Raw genomic sequence first — 23,411 nt, forward strand, 5'->3', positions numbered from 1 at the left:
TGCGGTGTGCTGGCGGCCTGTACGTCGCGGCAACGCGCAGCACCGTGTCACAGTCGCTGCCAGGCCAGGCCCACCCCGACGGATGACAACGCGATCGTTCTGTGCGTAACGGCCAGCTTGGGATGCTGCGGAGCTCTTCGCATGTCCGGCGTCGGCCTCAGCACGATCATTTCGTGACCGCGGCAATCTTCGAGCAAGATCTCCGCCATCGAACCCCGTGGCAGAAATTCATTGTCGATACGGTGAGCGCGGATGCGTAGGAGTGGATGACGGACGACATGCCCGCTGGGCAGCGAGGCGCTAAGATCGCCGGATGGTGAACGACCTTTACGCAACAGCAAGCGTGCCGTCTGGATCGCCATGATCGCGACGGAGTTACACTGGAGGGTATGACTCCCGCACCCTTGATTGGTTCCCTCCCGGGTGCATGTAGGCTAGAGGATAGCGCGTCAGACCTTCGCGAAAACCCCTCGTCCGCAGGCTTGGAGATAATAAGCATCATGAATCCCGTCAAAGAACTGGAAAAGCACGGACAGGCGGTCTGGCTCGACTTCCTGGCCCGCGGCTTCATCGCCAAGGGCGACCTGAAGCGGCTGATCGACACCGACGGCGTCAAGGGCGTCACCTCCAACCCGTCGATCTTCGAGAAGGCGATCGGCAGCTCGGACGAATATGACGCCCCGATTGGCAAGGCGCTGAAGCGCGGCGACCGCACCGTGGCCGACCTGTTCGAGGCCGTTGCGATCGAGGACATCCAGAACGCCGCCGACGTGCTGCGCCCGGTCTACGACCGCCTCAAGGGCGGCGACGGCTATGTCAGCCTGGAGGTCTCGCCCTATCTCGCCATGGACACATCGGGCACGATCGCGGAGGCGCGGCGGCTCTGGAAGGACGTCGGTCGCAAGAACCTGATGGTGAAGGTGCCGGCGACGCCGGAGGGCCTGCCGGCGATCGAGCAGCTGATCAGCGAGGGCATCAGCATCAATATCACGCTGCTGTTCTCCAAGGCCGTCTATCTCGAGGTGGCCGAGGCCTACATCGCCGGTCTGGAGACCTACGTCGCCGGCGGCGGCGATCCGTCGCATGTGGCCAGCGTCGCCAGCTTCTTCGTCAGCCGGATCGATTCGGTGGTCGACAAGCAGCTGGACGAGAAGATCGCCCGCGCCAACGATCCGTCCGAGAAGGAACGTCTCGCCGCGCTCAAGGGCAAGGTGGCGATCGCCAACGCCAAGCTCGCCTATCAGGACTACAAGCGCCTGTTCGCAGGCCCCCGCTGGGAGAAGCTCGCCGCCAAGGGCGCCAAGCCGCAGCGCATGCTGTGGGCCTCCACCGGCACCAAGAACAAGGACTACAGCGACGTCCTCTATGTCGAGGAGCTGATCGGCCCCGACACCATCAACACCGTGCCGCCGGCAACGCTGGATGCGTTCCGCGACCACGGCAAGCCGCGCGACAGCCTGGAGGAGAACGTCGAGGACGCGAAGCGCGTGCTGGAGGAGCTGGAGCGCTCCGCCATCTCGCTCGATGCGATTGCCGAGGAGCTGGTCAAGGACGGCGTCAAGCTGTTTGCGGATGCCGCCGACAAGCTCTACGGCGCCGTCGCCCACAAGCGCGCCGTCGTGCTCGGGCCCGCACTCGACCGCCAGCAGCTTTCGCTGGGCGACGGGCTCGGCAAGGCGCTGGCCAAGACCACGGAGGAATGGCGGGCGTCGGCCAAGATCCGCAGGCTGTGGCAGCGCGACAAGTCGGTCTGGACCGGTGCGGACGAGGACAAATGGCTGGGCTGGCTCGACAGTCCAGCCAAGGCCGACATTGCCGATTACGAGGACTATGCGGGCCGCGTGAAGGGCCAGAAATTCTCCGACGCCGTCGTGCTCGGCATGGGCGGCTCCAGCCTCGGCCCCGAGGTGCTGGCGGAGACCTTCGGCAAGAAGGCCGGCTTCCCCAAGCTGCACGTGCTCGACTCCACCGATCCGGCGCAGGTGCGGGCGATGGAGGCGAAGATCGACATCGCCAACACCGTCTTCATCGTCTCCAGCAAGTCCGGCGGCACCACCGAGCCAAACGCGATGAAGGACTATTTCCACGAGCAGGTTGCCAAGGCGGTGGGGCCGAAGGTGAAGACCGGGCATCGCTTCATCGCGGTGACCGATCCCGGCTCGTCGCTGGAGAAGGCGGCGAAGAGCCTTCATTACGCCCGCATCTTCCATGGCGAGCCCTCGATCGGCGGACGCTATTCGGTGCTCTCGCCCTTCGGCTTGGTGCCGGCGGCAACCGCGGGCATCGACGTCAAGAGCTTCGTCAAGCATGCGCTGGCGATGGCCCGCTCCTGTGGCCCCGATGTGCCGCCGTCCGAAAACCCGGGCGTGCAGCTCGGCCTTGCCATGGGTCTCGCCGGGCTCGAAGGCCGCGACAAGGTGACGATCCTGGCGTCGAAGAAGATCGCCGATTTCGGCGCCTGGGCCGAGCAGCTGATCGCGGAATCGACCGGCAAGGAGGGCAAGGGCCTGATCCCGATCGAGGGCGAGCCGCTGGGCGATCCCTCCGTCTACGGCAACGACCGCTTCTTCATCGACATCCGCGTTGAAGGCGAGGCGGATGCCGCACACGATTCCCAGCTTGCCGCGATCGAGGCGGCGGGCCACCCCGTGGTGCGCATCGTCATGAAGTCGATCGAGCATCTCGGCCAGGAGTTCTTCCGCTTCGAGATGGCAACCGCCGTGGCCGGCAGCATTCTCGGCATCAACCCGTTCGACCAGCCGGACGTCGAAGCGGCCAAGATCAAGACCCGCGAGCTCACCGCCGCGTTCGAGAAGACCGGCAAGCTGCCGGCGGAAGAGCCGGTGGTCAGCACCAAGGACGCCGATCTCTACACCGATGAAGCCAATGCCACGGCGCTGCGCGCTGCCGGCGCCAATGGCGATCTCGGCTCCTGGCTGAAGGCGCATCTGTCGCGATCCAGCGACGGAGACTACGTCGCCCTGCTCGGCTACATCGCGCGCGACAAGGCCACGATCGACGCGCTCCAGGCCATGCGCTTAGAGGTGCGCGAGAAGCGGCATGTCGCGACCTGCGCCGAGTTCGGCCCGCGCTTCCTGCATTCGACGGGACAGGCCTACAAGGGCGGGCCCGACAGCGGCGTCTTCCTCCAGATCACCGCCGATGACGCCAAGGACCTGCCTGTGCCGGGCCAGAAGGCGAGCTTCGGCGTGATCAAGGCGGCGCAGGCCCGCGGCGATTTCGACGTGCTGACGGAACGCGGCCGGCGTGCGCTGCGGGTGCACCTGAAGGGCGGGCTCAAGAAAGGCCTTGCCGCGCTCAATGCAGCGCTCAACGACGCGCTGAACTAAAGGAATAATGCAGATGCAACTCGGCATGATCGGCCTCGGCCGAATGGGCGGCAACATCGTTCGCCGCCTGATGCGGCACGGGCATTCGACGGTGGTCTACGACAAGGACGCCAAGGCCGTCGCGGGCCTTGCCGCCGACGGCGCGGTCGGCTCGGCGACGCTGGAAGAGTTCGTCGCCAAGCTGGAGCGGCCGCGCACGGCCTGGGTGATGCTGCCGGCAGGACGCATCACCGAGACCACGATCGAGACGATCGCCGGCGTGATGCAGGAAGGCGACGTCATCATCGACGGCGGCAACACCTTCTGGCAGGACGACGTCCGCCGCGGCAAGGCGCTGAAGGCGCGCGGCATCCATTACGTCGATGTCGGCACGTCAGGCGGCGTCTGGGGGCTCGACCGCGGCTACTGCATGATGATCGGCGGCGAGAAGCAGGTGGTCGACCGGCTCGATCCGATCTTCGCGGCGCTCGCGCCGGGCGCCGGCGACATTCCGCGCACGCCGGGGCGCGAGGGCCGCGATCCCCGCGTCGAGCAAGGCTACATCCACGCCGGGCCCGTCGGCGCCGGCCATTTCGTCAAGATGATCCACAACGGCATCGAATACGGCCTGATGCAGGCCTATGCCGAAGGTTTCGACATCCTCAGGAACGCCAATATCGAGGCTTTGCCGGCGGATCATCGCTACGATTTCGATCTCGCCGACATCGCTGAAGTGTGGCGGCGTGGCAGCGTGATTCCGTCCTGGCTGCTCGACCTCACCTCGACCGCCCTCGCCGACAGTCCGCAACTGTCGGAATATTCCGGCTTCGTGGAGGATTCCGGCGAAGGCCGCTGGACCGTGAATGCGGCGGTCGACGAGGCCGTGCCGGCCGAGGTTTTGACCGCGGCGCTCTACACACGTTTCCGTTCCCGCCGGGAACACACCTTCGCTGAAAAAATTCTCTCGGCGATGCGCGCAGGGTTCGGCGGACACAAGGAGCCGAAGCAGCCGGGCGCGGCGAAGCCGAAGTAACGCGTAAACCAAGCGAAGGCCGACCATTCGTGACAAAAGACCCGCAGCCAAAGCGCAAGCCGGAAAATTGCGCCTTCGTCATCTTCGGCGTCACCGGCGATCTCACCCATCGCCTGGTGATGCCCTCGCTCTACAACCTGGCCGCCGAGCATCTTCTGCCGGAGAAATTCTGCGTCGTCGGCGTCGCCCGCAGGGGCCAGTCGGATGAGGAGCTTCGCGACAGCCTGCTGAAGGGCTTGCGGCAATTCGCGACGCGCCCGGTGGACGACGACATCGCGACGAGGCTTTTGGAATGCGTGACCTTCGTCGAGGCCGACGCAAAGGATCCGCCCTCCTTCGACCGCCTGCGCCAGCATCTGGATTCGCTGGAATGTGCGCAGGACACCGGCGGCAACCGGCTGTTCTATCTGGCAACGCCGCCGGCCGCGTTCGCGCCGACCGCGCGGGAGCTCGGCCGCACCGGCATGATGAGGGAGAACGGCGCCTGGCGGCGGCTCGTGATCGAAAAGCCGTTCGGCACCGATCTGGCCTCGGCCCGCGCGCTGAATGCCGAACTCTTGAAGATCATGGACGAGCACCAGATCTACCGGATTGATCATTATCTCGGCAAGGAAACGGTGCAGAACATCCTGGTGCTGCGCTTTGCCAACGGCATGTTCGAGCCCATCTGGAATCGCAACCACATCGACCACATCCAGATCACCGTGGAAGAGAAGCTCGGGGTCGGCCACCGCGGCGGCTTCTATGATGCCACCGGCGCGCTGCGCGACATGGTGCCGAACCACCTGTTCCAGCTGATGTCGCTGGTCGCGATGGAGCCTCCCGCCCGCTTCGACGCACATTCCGTACGCTCCGAGAAGGCGGACGTGCTGACATCGATCCAGCTGCCCAGCCGGGAGGACGCACTGAAGAATTCGGTGCGCGCGCAATATCTCGCGGGCCGCAGCGGCGACGACGAGATCACGGACTATCGCAAGACCGCGGACGTCAAGCCCGACAGCACCACCGAGACCTTTGTCGCGCTCAAGCTGATGATCGACAATTGGCGCTGGGCCGGCGTCCCGTTCTACTTGCGCACCGGCAAGGCGCTCGGCCACAAGCGCACCGAAGTCGCGATCAAGTTCAAGCAGGCGCCGCTGTCGATGTTCTCAGGGACGGACGTCGACCGGCTGTCTCAGAACTTCCTCACCATCGGCATCGCGCCGACCGAGACCATCGAGCTGCAGTTCAACGCCAAGATCCCGGGGCCGAGCATCACCATCGACGGCGTCGAGATGAAGTTCCGCTATGGCGACTATTTCCGCGCCGATCCCTCGACCGGCTATGAGACGCTGATCTACGACTGTATGATCGGCGACAACATCCTGTTCCAGCGCGCCGACGGCATCGAGGCCGGCTGGCAGGCGGTGCAGCCGTTCCTGGACGCCTGGAAGAGCGCGGGCAGCAACGGCATCGAAACCTATGAAGCCGGCAGCGACGGCCCTGCCTGCGCCGACGAGCTGCTCCGGCGCGACGGACGCAGCTGGCGGAAGTACTCGTGATGGCTCCGGCCGGGCAGCCGAAGCTGATCGTCGAGGCCGATGCCGAAGCTCTCGCCCGCGCCGCGGCCGAGCGCGCAATGGTGCGGATCGCAGCCAATTCCGGTCGGATCGCGATCTGCCTCACCGGCGGCTCCAGCCCGAAGAAGCTGTATCAGTTGCTCGGCAGCGAGGCCTGGCGCGGCAGGATTCCGTGGGAGCGCGTGCATTGGTTCATCGGCGACGAGCGTTTCGTGCCCGACAGCGATCCCCTCAACAACATGGCGGTCGCCCGCGCGACCTTTCTCGATCGCCACGCGCCCGCCGGCCATATTCACCCGATCCCGACCACAGCCGACAATCCCGATGCCGCTGCGGAAGCCTACGCGCGTGAGCTGCAGGCCTTCTATGGCGGAGACCAGCTCGATCCCGCACGTCCGCTGTTCGATCTCGTCCTGATGGGCGCAGGACCGGACGGCCACACCGCCTCGTTGTTTCCCGGTTACCCCGAGATCGAGGAGACCCGACGCTGGGTCGTCGGCGTTCCCAAGGCGAACGTTGCGCCGTTCGTGCCGCGGGTCTCGCTCACCCTGCCCGCTTTGGCCTCCTGCCGCGAGATGCTGTTCGAGATTGCCGGGCACGACAAGCGGCCGATCTTGACGCGCCTCTGCAATGGCGAGAATCTGCCGGCCTTGCGCGCGCGCTCGAACGGCGAGACCGTCTGGCTGGTCGACAAGGCCGCGCTTCCGGAGGACATTCGTGGGCCGCGCTGAAGCACCCTGTGCATTGATCGTGATGGGCGTGTCGGGCTCGGGCAAGAGCACGGTCGCGAAGGCGCTCGGCGAGCGCCTCGGCTGGCGGTTCGAGGACGGCGACAGCTTCCATCCCGCCAGCAATGTCGAGAAGATGCGGGCCGGACATCCCCTCACCGACGAAGACCGCTGGCCCTGGCTGAATGCCATCGCCGACGAAATCGCGCGGGTCTGCGGCCGCGGCGAGCACGTCATCATCGCCTGCTCGGCGCTGAAGCACGCCTATCGCGACGTGCTGCTGCGCGGACGCGATGACGTCCGCTTCGTGTTCCTGAAGGGCACCAAGGAGCTGATCGCCGAACGGCTCGCGCAGCGCAAAGGGCACTTCATGCCGCCCGGACTGCTCGCCAGCCAGTTCGAGACGCTGGAGCCGCCGGAGCCGGGCGAGCACGTCATCACCGTCTCGATCGACGAGACCGTCGAGGCGATCGTAGACGGCATCGTGCGGCAGCTCAAACTGGGCGGCGCAACACCCAAGGTTCTGCCATGACCCAAATCTCACTCGTGGTCTCCGACGTCGACGGCACGCTGCTGACCAAGGACAAGACGCTGACGGAGCGCGCGAAGAACGCCGTGCAGCGGCTGCACCAGGCTGGCATCGGTTTCACCATCACCTCCAGCCGTCCGGCGATCGGCATGCGCTTCTTGATCGAGCCGCTGGCGCTGTGGCTGCCGGTTGGGCCGTTCAACGGCTCCTCGATCGTCGATCCCGAGATGCGGCCGGTCGAGCAGCACCTGATTCCAGCGCGCGCGGCCGAGCGCACCTTGCAGATCCTCCGCGACTACGGCGCCGACGTCTGGCTGTTCACCACCGACAAATGGCTGATCGACAATCCCAGCGGCAGCTACGTCGCGCACGAGCGGCACACGATCCGCTCCGATCCGACGATCGTGACTGACTTCTCGCCCTATCTTGCCAGCGCCTGTAAGATCGTCGGCGCCAGCGCCGACGCCGCCCGGCTCGAGGCGTGCGAGAAGGTGATGCAGGAAGCCCTCGGCAGCGCAGCGACCGCGGTGCGCTCGCAGACCTATTATCTCGACATCACCCCGCCGGGCTTCAACAAGGGCACGTTCGTGCAAGCGATGGCCAGGCGCCTCGGCATCTCGACCGACGCGGTCGCCACCATCGGCGACATGCAGAACGACCTCGCCATGTTCCGCGTCAGCGGCACCTCGATCGCCATGGGCAACGCCGCCGACAACGTCAAGGACGAGGCGACGCACGTCACTGCGACCAACGAGCAGGACGGCTTTGCCGAGGCGATGGAGATGATCTTGACGCGGAATGGGCTGGGCTAAAGCGGAATGGCTTAGATTGACTCGATTGCCACGGGCTCGGTGCAACCTCTCCCGCTTGCGGGAGAGGTCGCGCCGAAGGCGCGGGTGAGGGCTTTCTCCTCTAGGGGGCTATCCCATTGCGGAGACACCCTCTCCCCAACCCTCTCCCGCAAGCGGGAGAGGGAGTGCACCGTGCTCGTGGGGGCAAAAGCGCCTGACGGCTCTTCCTACTACTTCGACCGCTGCACCGCCGGCTTCTCGCTGCCTTGCCTTGCCGCCGACAAATTGTGCGCCGTGTTGATCAGCGCGATGTGGGTCAGCGCCTGCGGGAAATTGCCGGTCTGGCGGCGGGCCACGGAATCGTATTCTTCGGCCAGTAGCCCGACGTCGTTGGCGATGCCGACCACGCGGTCAAGCAGAACTTGCGCCTTGTCGAGATCGCCCGACAGCACGTAGGCATCGGCGAGCCATAGCGTGCACGCCAGGAAGGCGCCTTCGAGCGGCGGCTGGTCCGGGGGCAGCTCGCGCGGGTCGTGCCGCAGCACGAAACCGTCGCGCATCAGGCATTTTTCGGCCGCGGCGATGGTGCCGCGGATGCGCGGGTCGTCCGCCGGCAGGAAGCCGACGGCGGGCAGCAGCAGCACGCTGGCGTCGAGCATCTTCGAGCCGTAGGATTCGACGAACGCATTTTCCTCCGCATCGAATCCCCTGTTGCAGACATCGCGATGGATGGCTTCGCGTAGCGCACGCCAGTGCAGCAGCGGCGCCTTGAAGCCGAAGGTCTCGGCGCTCTTGATGCCGCGGTCGAAGGCGACCCAGGTCATCACCTTGGAGAAGACGTAGTGCTTGGGTTGGCCGCGCCGCTCCCAGATGCCGTGGTCGGGCCGGTCCCAGACTTCGGCCAGATGATTGAGCACGGCGCATTCCAGCGCCCAGGTCGTCTCGTCGTCGAGCTTGAGCCTCGCCATGCGCGACTGGTGGAAGGCGTCGATCAATTCGCCGTAAACATCGAGCTGGAGCTGCGCGTGGGCGGCATTGCCGACGCGCACCGGCTGCGCCCCCTCGTAGCCGCCGAGCCAGCCCGCCTCCCATTCCAGGAGGCGCCGCTGGCCCCAGATGCCGTACATGATCTGCATGTTCGAAGGGGAGCCGGCGGCCGCGCGCAGCAGCCAATTGTGCCAGGCCAGGGCTTCCTCGGTGTAGCCCGAGTTCATCAGCGCCAGCAGCGTGAAGGTGGCATCGCGCAGCCAGCAGAAGCGATAGTCCCAGTTCCTGCTGCCTCCGAGCTTCTCCGGCAAGGAGGTGGTGGGTGCCGCGACGATGCCGCCGGTCGGCGCGAAGGTCAGCGCCTTCAGCGTGATCAGCGAACGCAGGACCAGCTCCTGATAGTCGCCGTCACGGGTGCAATGGCCGCACCAGTCCTCCCAGAATTTTTCGGTCTCCTGAAGCGCCAGCTCCGCATCGATCGGCGCAGGCGGGGCGAGATGCGAGGGACCGTAAGTCAGCACGAATGGCACGGTCTCGCCTTCCTTCACCTCGAAATCCGAGACGGTGGTCAGATCCTCGCCGCGGGTCTCGACCGGAGTGCGCAGCACCGTCATGTCCTGGCCGGCGATGGCCATCAAGGAATGGTCGATCCGCCGCACCCAGGGAATATCCGCGCCGAAGCCGAAGCGGATGACGAGCTCCATCCGCATCTTCACGGTGCCACGGATGCCGCGGACCAGCCGCACGATGTCGGACGCCTTGCCGCGCAGCGGCATGAAATCGATCAGCGCGACGGTGCCGCTTTTCGTCTCGAACCGCGTTTCGAGGATGAGGGTGTTGCCGAGATAGCGCCGCGAGATGGAGGTTGCGCCCTCGCTCGGCGCGATCAGCCAGCGGCCATTCTTGTGGGTGCCGAGGATGGCGGCAAAGCAGGCGTCGGAATCGAAGGCCGGCCAGCACAGCCAGTCGATCGAGCCGTTGCGCCCGACCAGCGCCGCGGTCTCGCAATCGCCGATCAGCGCATAGTCCTCGATCCTCTGAGCCAATGTCGTGCGAGCCTGGCAAGTCCCGGCGGCTCAATTCCCGCCGGGCAATGAACGTTCCCGTGTCGCAGCCTTCAAAGCTGCGAGATCGATCTTGGACGCGATCTTGTCGAGCGCGACCGGCAGGCGCTGGCGCCAGTTCGGATGCTCGTCGATCGTGCCGGGAATGTTGGGCTGGTCAATCACGCCGAGCAGATCCTCCATCGACACCGCGAGCAGCCGCGACGGCGTGCGCGACAGGAAGGCCAGCACAGAGTAGAGATCATTGGCGCTGATGCCGTTCTGGCGCAGGATCTCGTCGAGCCTGCCGAGCGCATCCCAGCGCGCCTGGTCGTTCTCGCCGGGATCGAGCCCGAGCGAGCGCTTCATCTTGAGATCGCTGAAGGAGCGCCAGCCGGCATAGGTCGACAGGTCATGGGTGTTCAGCGTCACCAGCGCATTGGGCCGGTAATGGTCGACATTGCGGAAATGCCCGGCATCGTCGCGCTCGAACATCATGACGAGATAGGACCAGATGCCGAAATCCTGCATCATCTCGCGGAAACCTTCCGGCACGGTGCCGAGGTCCTCGCCGATCACGATGCATTTATGGGCCGCGCTCTCGCGCGCTACGGCCGCCAGCAGCGCCTCGAACGGCATCTGCACATAGGCGCCGTTGTCGGGCTTGAAGCCGCGCGGCACCAGATAAAGCCGTTTCAGGCCGAGCACGTGATCGAGCCGGATGGCGCCGGCATGGCGCATCGACGCCGCGAGCATGTCGGCGAACGGGACGAAAGATTGCGCTTCCAGCCCACCGGCATTGAAGCCGGCAAGGCCCCAATCCTGGCCGATCGTGTTGAGCACGTCGGGCGGCGCGCCGACCGCGAGATGACGCGAGATCGCCGTCTGCTCGTTCCAGGCATCGAAGCCGTTGGACTGCACGCCGACGGCGACGTCGAGATAGAGTCCGACCCGCATGCCGAGCTGACTGGCGAGCGCGTTGGCCCCGTGCAGCTGGCTGTCGGCCGTCCATTGCACGAATTCGACGAACTCGACCTCGCGCTTGTCGGGGCCGTTGCGCAGCTCGGCGAATTTCGCCTCGTCCGGCTGCTGCCATTCTTGCGGCCATTCCCACCAGGGTCCGGTGAAACGATGCCGCAGCACCTCGAAACAGGCAAAGCGGGACAACAGCGGCGCGCGCTCCGCACGGAAGGCGTCAAACGCCTTGCGACGCGCCTCGCTCGCGCTTGTCACGAAGCTGCTAAAGGCGGCGCGCAGGCCCAGCCATTTCAGCGCCGCCATGTCGGTATAAGGGACGCGGTCGCCCTCGCGCAGACGGGCAGCCGTTGCGGCCGCGTCGGGCACGAGGTCGGCCGAAAATTCAGGGATCGCCTCGACGTCGATATAGAGCGGGTTGAGGAAAAGCCGGCTGTTCGGCGAATAGGGGCTGCAATCGGCCGGGTGATCGTCGAACAGGACATGCAGCGGATTGAGCCCGACGCCGTCGGCCCCGAGCTGCTTGGCGAGCCGGACGAGGCCGGCGAGATCGGTGAAATCGCCGATGCCCCAATTGCGGTCGGAGCGGACGCTGTAGAGCTGCACGGCGAGCAGCCAGCCGCGGTCGAAATCGCCGCCGAAACAGCGCTCGGGCGCCACGATCATCGGCACGTCTTCGCTCGCACCTTCGGCATCGGTCAGCGTCAGGCGGTGATACCCGAGCGCCAGGCCCGCCGGCCAGGCGATCACCGGCTCCCGCGTCTCGCCTGCCGCGATCACATTGCCGTTGCCGGCGATTTTCCATTGCAGCGGCGGCGCGCCAACCGACGCCAATTCCGTGCGCGGGCGTCCGAGCGCACGGACCACGACCGGCCCGCTGACGAAGCGATAGACCCGCTTCTCCGGCAGGGCATCGAGGATGGATTTGAGGGCCTCGGGCGCGGTGACCCGCAGCTTGCCGAGGGCATCGATGAATTCGGATTGAACGCCCTTGATCCGGGCTTGAGCTAAAAGATCCATTCGGCACGCAGCTTGCAGGCCATTGTTTGGCCAGGGGCATCGAGAATAACGAGATCGCGGAAGAGGTTAGTCAGGGGTAACTCGCAAACTGCGCTTGCCGTTCCCAAGGGAACCAATGACACACAAGCGGCTTTCTATCATGGTACCAAGCGTGGGTTCCCGACAAGGGAAACGGGCTCCTGCTTTCTTGTCAATGGCATCACCGTGAACAAGACAATTCAAACTGTCGAGAGTGCCGCGGCCGGCAGCGCTTTCCTGATCGAGGACGTCTATCCCGCGATCGACGGCGGCCGTTTCGCCGTGAAGCGGATCGCGGGCGAGCCGGTCGAGGTCTGGGCCGACATCTACCGCGATGGCGAGGCCGTGATCTCAGCCGCGCTGATCTGGCGAGGAGAGCAGGAGCGCGAATGGCGGAGCGAGCCGATGACCCATCACGGCAATGACCGCTGGTCCGGCGCGTTCACGCCCCCCGAGCCCGGCCAATATGTCTACGCGATCGAAGCCTGGACCGACGAGTTCGCTACATGGTCGCACGCCGCCGCGCGAAAGCGGCGCACCGGGGCCGATGTCAGCCTCGATGCGATCGAGGGCGCCGGGCTTTTGACCAAGGCGCATGGCGCGCGGCAGGACGCCGCAGCGATCATCATCAGACAGTGCGAAGATTACCTGAGGAACGGCGACATCACCTCGCTGCTCGCGACCGAGCTCGGCGAAGCCATGGCCGAGAGCCAGTCGCGGCCGGACCTGACGCGTTCGCCATTCTTCCCGCTGACTGCCGACCGCGACAAGGCCCGCTTCAGCACCTGGTATCAGATGATGCCGCGCAGCCAGAGCGCATTGCCGGGCCGGCATGGCACCCTGCGCGACTGCATCGCGCGCGTGCCTGACATCGCCGCAATGGGCTTTGACGTGCTCTACTTCACGCCGATTCACCCGATCGGCAAGACCAGCCGCAAGGGCCGCAACAACGCACCGGTGGCCCGTGAAGGCGATCCCGGCTCGCCCTATGCGATCGGCTCGGCCGAGGGCGGCCACGATGCGCTGCATCCGGAGCTCGGCACGATCGAGGACTTCCGCGCGTTGGTCGCCACATGTCTTGAATACGGGCTCGAGCTTGCGCTGGACTTCGCGGTGCAGTGCTCGCCGGATCATCCCTGGCTGACGCAGCATCCGGAATGGTTCAAATGGCGGCCCGACCGCTCGGTGAAGACGGCGGACGGCCCCTATTCTGACATCGTTATCCCCGACTTCAATTCGGTCGATCGCGTCGGGCTGTGGAATGCGTTTCGCGACGCCATGCTGTTCTGGATCGACAAGGGTGTAACCATCTTCGCCATCGACAATCACGACACCGCGCCGCTCGCGTTCTGGGAGTGGCTGATCCGCGACATAAGCCGCCGTCATCCCGACGTGATCCTGTTCTCCAAGACCTATGCACGGCCAAAGCCGATGAAGGGCCTCGCCAAGCTCGGCTTCGCGCAGTCCTTCACTTACTTCCCCTGGCGCACGGAAAAATGGGAGCTGGAGCAATATCTCGGCGAGCTGACGCGCTATCCCGAACGCGATTTCTACCGTCCGAACATGTTCGTCAACACGCCTGACCTGTTGCCCTTTCACCTGCAGAGCGGAGAGGCGTGGGCCTTCAAGTCGCGGATCGCACTGGCGGCGACGCTGTCAGGCAATTACGGCATCTACAGCGGATTCGAGCTGCTGGAGCATGAGGCCATTCCCGGCCGCGAAGAATATCTGGATTCCGAGAAGTACCAGATCAGGCAGCGGGACTGGGATCGTCCCGGCAACATCAAATCGTACATCGCCGCGCTCAACCGCATCCGCAACGAGAACGCGGCGCTCCAGCAGACCGCGAATTTGCGCTTTCTCGCCATCGAGGACGGCGAGACGATCGCCTTCGCCAAGGAGGCGGCCGATCCGGCCAGCATTGTCGTCGTCGTGATCGCGCTCTCGCGCCGTGAGCGAGAATGCTGGCTGGCGCTCGGCGATCTCACCGTTGACGCCGGCGGGCGGCGTCACCATGTGACGGCACTCGAAAACCTCCTCACCGGCGAACAGTCCCGCATCGAATGGGGCGGCATCAAGTTGCGTATCGATCCCGACCGCGATCCGGCACTTCTGTTCCGCTGCCTGGCGTAAGGGGTCACGCCATGAATGTTCTGTCTTCCGTCGACACCAAGAAGGCTGAGGCTGCCGAGATCGTGGATGAGCTCTGGTACAAGGACGCCATCATCTACCAGCTCCACGTCAAGGCCTTCGCCGACAGCAACAATGACGGCATCGGCGACTTCGCCGGCCTGACCGAGCGGCTGCCCTATCTGCAGGAGCTCGGCGTCACCGCGCTGTGGCTGCTGCCGTTCTACCCGTCGCCCGGCCGCGACGACGGCTACGACATCGCCGATTACGGCGCGGTCAATCCCGATTTCGGGACGATGAAGGACTTCAAGCGGTTCATCCAGGAAGCGCAGAAGCGGGGCCTGCGCGTCATCACCGAGCTCGTCGTCAACCACACCTCGGACCAGCACAAATGGTTCAAGCGCGCGCGGCGCAGCCATCCGGGCTCGAGCGCGCGCAACTGGTACGTCTGGAGCGACACGGATCAGAAGTACCAGGGCACGCGCATCATCTTCACCGACACGGAGAAGTCGAACTGGACCTGGGATCCGGAAGCCGGGGCGTTCTACTGGCACCGCTTCTTCTCGCACCAGCCCGACCTCAATTTCGACAATCCACGCGTGGTCAGCGCCATCATCCAGGTGATGAAGCGGTGGCTGGATGCCGGTGTCGACGGCTTCCGGCTCGATGCGATTCCCTATCTGTGCGAGCGCGAGGGCACCTCGAACGAAAACCTGCCCGAGACGCATGCGATCATCAAGCGCCTGCGGCAGGAGCTGGATGCGTATTCCAAGGGCAAGCTGCTGCTGGCCGAGGCCAATCAATGGCCGGAGGACGTGCAGGAATATTTCGGCCGTGGCGACGAATGCCACATGGCCTATCACTTCCCGCTGATGCCGCGCATCTACATGGCGATCGCCCAGGAAGACCGCTTCCCGATCACCGACATCCTGCGCCAGACGCCGGATATCCCGGCGAGCTGCCAATGGGCGCTATTCCTGCGCAATCATGACGAGCTGACGCTGGAGATGGTCACCGACGTCGAGCGCGACTATCTCTGGACCACCTACGCCAACGATCCCCGCGCGCGCATCAATGTCGGCATCCGCCGGCGCCTTGCGCCGCTGATGGACAACGACCGGCGCAAGATCGAGCTGATGAACTCGCTGCTGCTGTCGTTCCCGGGCACGCCGATCATCTATTACGGCGACGAGATCGGGATGGGCGACAACATCTATCTCGGCGACCGCAACGGCGTCCGCACGCCGATGCAGTGGAGCCCGGACCGCAACGGCGGCTTCTCGCGCTGCGACCCCGCCCGCCTCTACGCGCCGCTGATCATGGATCCCGTTTACGGCTATGAATCCGTCAACGTGGAGGCGCAGTCGCGCAGCCTGTCCTCGCTGCTCAGCGCCACCAAGCGGCTGATCTCGGTGCGGAAGTCGACGCTCGCCTTCGGCCGCGGCACCATGACCTTCATCCGCCCGGCCAACCGCGCCGTGCTCGCCTATGTCCGCCAATACCGCGACGAGGTGATCCTCTGCGTCGCCAATCTGTCGCGCGCCGCGCAGGCCACCGAGCTCGACCTGTCGCCGTGGAAGGACCGCATCCCGCAGGAGATGCTCGGCCGCACACGCTTTCCCGCGATCGGCGAATTGCCCTACATGATCACGCTGGGGCCCTACGGCTTCTACTGGTTCCAGCTTCAGGAGCGCGACAAGTCCGAGCCGGTTGTGCCGCGCGCGGTGCCGGAATTCGAGACGCTGGTCGTGCCGGTGAACTCGAACTGGGTCTCGCTCGCCCGCGAGCGCGGCGTGTTCGAGCGCGACGTGCTGCCGGGCTTCCTGTCACGGACGCGTTGGTATCCCGAGAACAATCCCAAGCACATCCGGACCACGCTGACCTCCGCGGTACCGTTCAGCGACATCGGCGACAACAGACCCTGGATCGCGTTCTTCGAGACGACGCGGGACGAGGTGACGACGCGGTACGTGATGCCCATGCAGATCGAATGGGTGCGTTTCGACCGCGAGCGCTTCAACCCGAAGGCGCTCGCCGCCGTCCGCCAGGGCGCACGCGAAGGCACGCTCCTCGACGTCGCGACCGAGCAGATCTTCATCGGTCTGTTCTTACGAGGACTGTCGCAAAACCTGGTCGTGGACGAGAACAATCTGCGGCTCGAGTTCAAGGCGACCAGCCGTTTCGCCGACTACACCATCAAGGAGCCCGAACGCATCCGCGCCATCGAACAGTCGAACAGTACCGCGCTGGTCGACAACAAGTACGTTGCCAAGATCTATCGGCGGCTGGAGAGCGGCATCAGCCCCGAGATCGAGATCGGCTACTATCTCACCGAGGTCGCCCGCTTTGCCAATACGCCGGCGCTGCTCGGCAGCGTCGAGCTGGTCGACGGCAACCAGCGCAGCGCGCTCGGCGTGCTGCATGCCTATGTCGAGAACCAGGGCGACGGCTGGACCGTGACGACCGGATATCTCGACCGCTATATCGACGAGCAGCGCGTGGCGCCCGCCGATGAGATGCCGCGCGAAACCCAGGAGCAGGCGCCCTATCTGCATTTCATCGCGCAGATCGGCCGGCGGCTCGCCGAGCTGCATGTCGCTCTCACCGCGGCAGAGCCCGCCGATCTCGCCCCGGAGCCGATCGACTCCGCCCAGATCAAGGCTGCGCTCTCCGACCTCAAGGCGCGTGCCGAGCGGATTCTCGAGCTGCTTGCCGACAGCCGCGACGGGCTGCGGGAGATGGACCGGCCCCTGATCGACCGGCTCATCGCTGCACGCGCGGACCTGTTCGACCGCCTCAATGCGCTCTTGCCATCCGAGATCGGCGGGTTGAACATCCGTCATCATGGCGACTTCCGGCTCGGGCAAACTCTGATCGTGAAGGACGATATCTTCATCATCGACTTCGACGGCGATCCGCGTGTGCCGCTGGCCAACAAGCGCCGCAAGGCGCCGGCCGCGCGCGACGTCGCCGGCCTGATCCATTCCATCGACCTTTCTGTAAACGTGGCGCTGAGCCGCGCGCTCACGGGTGCTTCCGACGAGCAGGACCGGCTCGCGGCCGCCCTCGACGAATGGCGCGAGCGCGCCACCGCGACCTTCCTGTCCGCCTACCGCGAAGCCATGATCGATCGGAGGCTGTGGCCGGACGATCGGTCCTGCGCGGAAGGCCTGTTGAGATTTTTCCTCCTGGATCGAGCGTTCCACGACGTAGAGTACGAGCTGTCCCGCCGGCCTGAGGGGCTGCATGCGCCGCTGACCGGACTGCTTCGCATTCTGTCAAGTGCCGAGAGCGAAGCCCATGCCTAAACTGCCTGCAGAAGCCTACGCGATCATCGAAGGTCGCCACTCCGACCCCTTCCACTATCTCGGGCTGCATCCCGAGGGCGGAAAGAGCGTTGTCCGCGCGTTTCTGCCCGAGGCCACCAATGTCGAGGCAGTCGGCGACCATGGCGAGGTCGCGCCGCTCGATCGCGTCCACGATTCCGGCCTGTTCATCGGCGCCCTGCCCAACGGCTCGAAGCACTACCAGCTGCGCGCGAAGTTCGGCAACGACGTGGTCGAGTTCGAGGATGCCTACCGTTTTCCGCCGATCCTGACCGATTTCGACCTCTATTTGCTCGGCGAAGGCACCCATCAGCGCCTCTACGACAAGCTCGGCGCGCATCCGATGCGGCTCGAGGGCGTCGACGGCATCGGCTTCGTGGTGCTCGCGCCGAACGCGCGGCGCGTCTCCGTGGTCGGCGACTTCAACTACTGGGACGGGCGACGCCATCCGATGCGGGTGCGCGGCAACGGCTATTGGGAATTGTTCATCCCGCATGCGAAGGCCGGCGATCACTACAAGTTCGAAATCGTCGGACCGCATGGTCATCTGCTGCCGCTGAAATCCGATCCGATGGCATTTGCCAGCGAGCTGCGGCCGAAGACGGCCTCGATCGTGTTCGACGAAGCGCGCCTGCCGCGACCGCGCCCGGCGCCTGAAGGCATCAACGCATTGTCGGCGCCGATGTCGATCTACGAGGTGCATCTCGGCTCGTGGCGGCGCAAGGACAACAATGAATGGCTGACCTATCGCGAGCTGGCCGAGCAGCTGCCGGCCTATGCCCGCGACATGGGCTTCACCCATCTCGAATTCCTGCCGGTGAACGAGCATCCGTTCGATGGCTCCTGGGGCTATCAGCCGACCGGCCTCTATGCGCCAACCAGCCGTTTCGGCGGCCCCGAGGATTTTGCGGCGCTGATCGATGCCTGCCACCGCGAAGGCATCGGCGTGCTGCTCGACTGGGTGCCCGGCCACTTCCCCGACGATCCCCACGGGCTCGGCCATTTCGACGGCACCGCGCTCTATGAGCACGCCAACCCGCTCCAGGGCCGCCACCTCGACTGGGGCACGCTGATCTACAATTACGGCCGCACCGAAGTGACGAACTTCCTGGTGTCGAATGCGCTGTTCTGGATGGAGCGTTACGCCATCGACGGCCTGCGCGTCGATGCGGTCGCCTCCATGCTCTATCTCGACTACAGCCGGCCGCCCGACGCCTGGATCCCGAACCAATATGGCGGGCGGGAGAACATCGAGGCGATCAACTTCCTGCGCCGCTTCAACACGGAAGTGTTCGCCCGCTTCCCGCAGGCAACCACCGCCGCCGAGGAGTCCACCGCCTGGCCCCAAGTCTCGCGCCCGGTCGAGTTCGGCGGGCTCGGCTTCGGCTACAAGTGGAACATGGGCTGGATGCACGACACGCTGAACTACATCAGCAAGGATCCGATCCACCGCAAGCATCACCACGGCGAGATCCTGTTCGGCCTGCACTATGCGTTCTCGGAGAACTTCATCCTGCCGCTGTCGCACGATGAGGTCGTGCACGGCAAGCGCTCGATCCTCGGCCGCATGCCCGGCGACGAGTGGCAGCGCTTTGCCAATTTGCGCGCCTACTACAGCTTCATGTTCGGCCACCCCGGCAAGAAGCTCTTGTTCATGGGCGCCGAGATCGCGCAGAGCCGCGAATGGAATCACGACCAGTCGCTCGACTGGCATCTGCTCGAATACAAGGTCCATTCCGGCGTCCAGGCCTTGATCCGCGACCTCAACCGGCTCTATCGCGCGGTTCCGGCGCTGCACCAGATGGATTGCGAGCAGGCCGGCTTCGAATGGCTGATCACCGATGATGCCAACCGCAACGTCTTCGCCTGGCTGCGCAAGGGATTCGACGAGCACGCGCGGTGTGTCGTCATCATCAACTTCTCGCCTAACGTCTACCAGAACTATCGCGTTCGCGTGCCCTTCGGCGGCAAGTGGAAGGAAGTTCTCAACTCCGATTCCGCCCATTACGGCGGCAGCAATGTCGGCAATGTCGGCGAGGTCCATGCCGAGGGCGGCGAGCTGCGCCTCACCATTCCGCCGCTGGCTGCGATCTTTCTTGTTCCGGAAAGCTGATCGATGCGCCTGACTGCCGGATCGCCCGCACGGCTCGGCGCAAGCTGGGACGGACGCGGCACCAATTTCGCGCTGTTCTCCGCCAACGCGCAGAAGGTCGAGCTCTGCCTGTTCGACACCCAAGGCCGCCGCGAGCTCGAGCGCATCGAGCTGCCCGAGAAGACCGAGGATGTCTGGCACGGCTATCTCAACGACGTCGCGCCGGGCCAGCTTTACGGCTATCGCGTGCACGGCCCCTACGAGCCCGAGCACGGCCATCGCTTCAACGCCAACAAGCTGCTGCTCGACCCCTACGCCAAGCGGCTTGCCGGGCGTCTGGTCTGGAGCGATGCGCATTTCGCCTACCGCACCGGAAGCCCGCGCGAGGACCTGTCGTTCGACCGGCGCGACAATGCGCGCGGCATGCCCAAGGCCGTCGTGGTCGACGAGACCTTCAACTGGGGCCGCCGCGAGATCCGGCCGAATATTCCCTGGGAAGACACGATCATCTACGAGGCCCACGTCAAGGGCCTGACCCAGAAGCGCGAGGACGTGCCGCCGAATCTGCGCGGCACCTATGGCGGCTTGTCTTCACCGGCAATGATCGATCACCTCAGGAAGCTCGGCGTCACCACGGTCGAGCTGCTGCCGGTGCACAGCTTCGTCGACGACCGCATCCTGGTGGAAAAGAAGCTCGCCAATTACTGGGGCTACAACACGCTGTCGTTCTTTGCGCCCGAGCCACGCTACGCCCAGGACAACGCGCTCGATTCCTTCCGCACTACGGTGGCGCGGCTGCACGATGCCGGCATCGAGGTGATGCTCGACGTCGTCTACAACCACACCGCCGAGGGAAATCATCTCGGTCCGACACTGTGCTATCGCGGCATCGACAACGCCTCCTATTATTGGCTGAACCGCGAGAACCCGCGCTATTACGACGACTTCACCGGCTGCGGCTCGTCGGTGAACCTCACCCATCCGCGCGTGCTGCAAATGGTGATGGATTCCTTGCGCTACTGGGTCGAGGTCTGCCATGTCGACGGCTTCCGCTTCGACCTTGCCACCACGCTGGCGCGCGGGCCGAACGGTTTCGATCGCGGCAGCTCGTTCCTGACCGCGGTGCGGCAGGACCCGGTGCTGGCCACCGTCAAGCTCGTCGCCGAGCCGTGGGACCTCGGCCTCGGCGGCTACCAGGTCGGAGCCTTTCCCTCGCAATGGTCAGAATGGAACGACCGCTATCGCAGCGCCATGCGCCGCTACTGGAGCGGTGAAGGTAGCCTGATCGGCGACATCTCCAGCCGCATGACCGCGTCCTCCGACTTGTTCAACCACGACGGACGGCGGCCGCGCGCCAGCATCAACCACATCACCGTCCACGACGGCTTCACGCTCGCCGACCTCTTCAGCTACAACGAGAAGCACAACGAGGCCAACGGCGAGGACAATCGCGACGGCTCGAACGACAATCACAGCAACAATTGCGGCGTCGAGGGCCCGACCGACGATCCTGGCATCATCAGCCTGCGCCGCCAGCTGCGCAAGAACGTGCTGGCCTGCCTGATGCTGGCCCAGGGCGTTCCGCTGATCCTCGCCGGCGACGAGGTCGGCAACTCGCAATCTGGCAACAACAACGCCTATTGCCAGGACAACGAGGTCGGCTGGGTCGGCTGGGACAATCTCGGCAAGGACGGCGACGACATGATCGACTTCGTTGCCCATCTCGCCGACATCCGCCGCCGTTTCTCACAGCTGCGCAGCCATCGCTGGCTCGACGGCCGCCCCAAGGACGGCGTCTCCTACGGCGCATTGTGGCTGACGCCCGCCGGCAACGAGATGACGGAGAGTGACTGGACATTCCCGGATGGGCGGTTTCTCTCCTATGTGATGGGCCCGATGGAACCGGGCGGCGCTGCGATCTTTATCGTACTGAACGCCGCTCCCGAAGAGATCGCATTCAAATTGCCCAAAATGACCGAATACAAGAGCTGGCAGCAGATCCTGAACACGACCGATGCCAAGCTGAATACGATCGACTTCCTGCCCGGGAGCGACAGCAAGGCGCCGCCGCGCTCCGTGCTCGCCTTCGCAGGCGCACTATGAGGCCATCCTTCGGGGCGAGGCCGACCAAGGACGGCGTGTCGTTCCGGCTGTGGGCGCCGGCCGCGCGCCGCGTCGATCTCCTGCTCGACCGCAGGCACGCGATGCAGCGCCGGCAGGATGGCTGGTTCGTCGCCGAGATCGCCGGCTTGTCATCTGGCAGCAAGTACAAGTTCAGGATCGACGACGACATCGACGTGCCGGATCCCGCTTCGGCCTTCCAGCCCGACGACGTGTTCGGCCCGAGCGAGGTGATCGATCACGATGCCTTCGTCTGGCGCGCACGCGATTGGCGCGGCCGTCCCTGGGAAGAGACGGTGCTGGTCGAGACCCATGTCGGCACCTTCACGTCCGAAGGCAGCTATCGCGCCATGATCGACAAGCTCGATCACCTCGCCGCGACCGGCATCAATGCGCTGGAATTGATGCCGCTCGCCGATTTCGCAGGCCGCCGCGGCTGGGGCTATGACGGCGTGCTGTGGTACGCGCCGGACAGCGCCTATGGCCGGCCCGAAGACCTGAAGACGCTGATCGACGAGGCGCATCTGCGCGGGCTGATGGTGTTCCTCGACGTCGTCTACAATCATTTCGGCCCGGAAGGAAACTATCTCGGCCGTTACGCGCCGACCTTCTTCACCGATGCGCACACGCCGTGGGGCAGCGCGATCGATTATCGCGTGCCGCAGGTGCGAGCCTTCGCCGTCGAGAATGCGCTGTCCTGGCTCGGCGACTACCGCTTCGATGGCCTCAGACTCGACGCCGCCAACCACATCATGGCTGTCCCGGGCGAGCAGTCCATGCTGCAGGACCTCAGCGTTGCCACCGGCGAGCTCGCCAAGGCCACGGGACGCCACATCCATCTCGTGCTGGAGAACGGCGACAACCGCGCCAGCCTGCTCGATGCCGCGCAGGAGCCGCCGAACGGCAAATATCGCGGGCAGTGGAACGACGATTATCATCACGTCTGGCACGTGATGCTGACCGGCGAGCATGCCGGCTACTATGGCGATTACCAGACGCCGCGCATGGATCTGGCGCGCGCGCTCGCCTCCGGCTTCGTCTATCAGGGCGAGATCTCGGAATTCTGGGGCAAGAAGCCGCGCGGCGAGCCGAGCGGCCAGCTGCCGCCGGCGACCTTCGTCAATTTCCTGCAGAACCACGACCAGATCGGCAATCGCCCGCTGGGCGAGCGGCTGGAAAGCCTGGCATCGCCACAGCAGATCGAGGCCGCGCTCGCGGTCACCCTGCTCGCGCCGATGGTGCCGATGCTGTTTCAGGGCGAGGAATGGGGCTCGACGGCCCCCTTCCCGTTCTTTTGCGATTTCCAGGGCGAACTCGCCGATGCCGTGCGCAAGGGACGCAAGCGCGAATATGCCTGGGCTTACGAGAAATACGGCGAGGAGGTGCCCGATCCGCTCGATCCGGCAACGCTGCAATCGGCCGTGCTCGACTGGACCGGCCGCACGCCGCAACAGGATGCGCGGCTCGCGCTGGTGCGGGAGTTGCTCGGCGTCCGTCGCAAGCAGATCGTGCCGCGGCTGAAGGGCGCAAGCTTCGGTGATGCCGAGGCGGCCGACAACGGCATCGTCACCGCACATTGGCGCATGGGCGACGGCACCACGTTGCGTCTTGTCGCCAATCTGTCGGATCACGAGATCACTTCCAGCGTCAGTGCGGGCACGCCGATCTGGGGCGGCGGCGCCGGCGAGCGGCTCACGCCCTGGTCGGTGGTCTGGCGCCTCGGAGGTTAG

At 65.2% G+C, this 23,411-nt stretch carries 14 protein-coding genes; 11 read left to right on the forward strand and 3 right to left on the reverse strand.

What is annotated here, in order from left to right; translation table 11 throughout:
- Positions 1–47 precede the first annotated feature (47 nt).
- Positions 48–362 carry a hypothetical protein gene (locus I6F36_RS10705; RefSeq protein WP_225171406.1) on the reverse strand — a complete coding sequence of 105 codons (315 nt, stop codon included), beginning with the start codon at positions 360–362 and terminating at the stop codon, positions 48–50.
- 138 nt (positions 363–500) lie between these two features.
- On the opposite strand from I6F36_RS10705, the gene I6F36_RS10710 reads away from it, so the two are divergent.
- From I6F36_RS10710 to I6F36_RS10735, 6 genes are read left to right on the forward strand one after another with little or no spacing between them, the layout of a single operon-like run.
- Positions 501–3,350 carry a bifunctional transaldolase/phosoglucose isomerase gene (locus I6F36_RS10710; protein ID WP_225171407.1) on the forward strand — a complete coding sequence of 950 codons (2,850 nt, stop codon included), beginning with the start codon at positions 501–503 and terminating at the stop codon, positions 3,348–3,350.
- Positions 3,351–3,363: 13 nt separating this feature from the next.
- Positions 3,364–4,362, forward strand: coding sequence for a phosphogluconate dehydrogenase (NAD(+)-dependent, decarboxylating) (gene gnd, locus I6F36_RS10715; protein ID WP_225112112.1), 999 nt, complete (start codon positions 3,364–3,366; stop codon positions 4,360–4,362).
- Between the two features lie 29 nt (positions 4,363–4,391).
- The gene (gene zwf / locus I6F36_RS10720; protein ID WP_225126089.1) at positions 4,392–5,903 is read left to right on the forward strand and encodes a glucose-6-phosphate dehydrogenase; all 1,512 of its coding nucleotides are present in this window, start codon (positions 4,392–4,394) and stop codon (positions 5,901–5,903) included.
- Positions 5,903–6,652, forward strand: a complete 750-nt coding sequence (gene pgl, locus I6F36_RS10725; RefSeq protein ID WP_225126650.1) for a 6-phosphogluconolactonase — start codon at positions 5,903–5,905, stop codon at positions 6,650–6,652. The genes zwf and pgl overlap by 1 nt, the downstream gene beginning before the upstream one ends.
- The gene (locus I6F36_RS10730; RefSeq protein ID WP_036007277.1) at positions 6,639–7,181 is read left to right on the forward strand and encodes a gluconokinase; all 543 of its coding nucleotides are present in this window, start codon (positions 6,639–6,641) and stop codon (positions 7,179–7,181) included. The genes pgl and I6F36_RS10730 overlap by 14 nt, the downstream gene beginning before the upstream one ends.
- On the forward strand, positions 7,178–7,990 hold the full coding sequence (locus I6F36_RS10735) for an HAD family hydrolase (RefSeq protein ID WP_225126091.1): 813 nt from the start codon (positions 7,178–7,180) through the stop codon (positions 7,988–7,990). Before I6F36_RS10730 ends, I6F36_RS10735 begins: the two co-directional genes overlap by 4 nt.
- Before the next feature lie 209 nt (positions 7,991–8,199).
- On the opposite strand, the gene I6F36_RS10740 is transcribed toward I6F36_RS10735, so the two are convergent.
- Together I6F36_RS10740 and malQ are read right to left on the reverse strand one after the other, a co-directional pair.
- Positions 8,200–10,002, reverse strand: a complete 1,803-nt coding sequence (locus I6F36_RS10740; RefSeq protein WP_225126093.1) for a glycoside hydrolase family 15 protein — start codon at positions 10,000–10,002, stop codon at positions 8,200–8,202.
- 30 nt (positions 10,003–10,032) lie between these two features.
- Positions 10,033–11,994: a 4-alpha-glucanotransferase gene (gene malQ, locus I6F36_RS10745; RefSeq protein WP_225126095.1), complete on the reverse strand. Its 1,962-nt coding sequence runs from the start codon at positions 11,992–11,994 to the stop codon at positions 10,033–10,035.
- A gap of 204 nt (positions 11,995–12,198) precedes the next feature.
- On the opposite strand from malQ, the gene I6F36_RS10750 reads away from it, so the two are divergent.
- From I6F36_RS10750 to treZ, 5 genes are read left to right on the forward strand one after another with little or no spacing between them, the layout of a single operon-like run.
- Positions 12,199–14,145, forward strand: a complete 1,947-nt coding sequence (locus tag I6F36_RS10750) for a maltotransferase domain-containing protein (protein ID WP_225171408.1) — start codon at positions 12,199–12,201, stop codon at positions 14,143–14,145.
- 11 nt (positions 14,146–14,156) lie between these two features.
- On the forward strand, positions 14,157–17,450 hold the full coding sequence (gene treS, locus I6F36_RS10755; RefSeq protein WP_225126099.1) for a maltose alpha-D-glucosyltransferase: 3,294 nt from the start codon (positions 14,157–14,159) through the stop codon (positions 17,448–17,450).
- Positions 17,443–19,581, forward strand: coding sequence for a 1,4-alpha-glucan branching protein GlgB (gene glgB / locus I6F36_RS10760; RefSeq protein WP_036027305.1), 2,139 nt, complete (start codon positions 17,443–17,445; stop codon positions 19,579–19,581). The genes treS and glgB overlap by 8 nt, the downstream gene beginning before the upstream one ends.
- Before the next feature lie 3 nt (positions 19,582–19,584).
- Positions 19,585–21,663 (forward strand): glycogen debranching protein GlgX, encoded by a 2,079-nt coding sequence (gene glgX / locus I6F36_RS10765; protein ID WP_225171409.1) that lies wholly within the window; start codon positions 19,585–19,587, stop codon positions 21,661–21,663.
- Entirely contained in the window at positions 21,660–23,411 is a 1,752-nt protein-coding gene (gene treZ, locus I6F36_RS10770; protein ID WP_225171410.1) for a malto-oligosyltrehalose trehalohydrolase, read from the forward strand. The genes glgX and treZ overlap by 4 nt, the downstream gene beginning before the upstream one ends.

Source organism: Bradyrhizobium sp. BRP19, assembly GCF_020194195.1.
Lineage (GTDB): Bacteria > Pseudomonadota > Alphaproteobacteria > Rhizobiales > Xanthobacteraceae > Bradyrhizobium > Bradyrhizobium yuanmingense.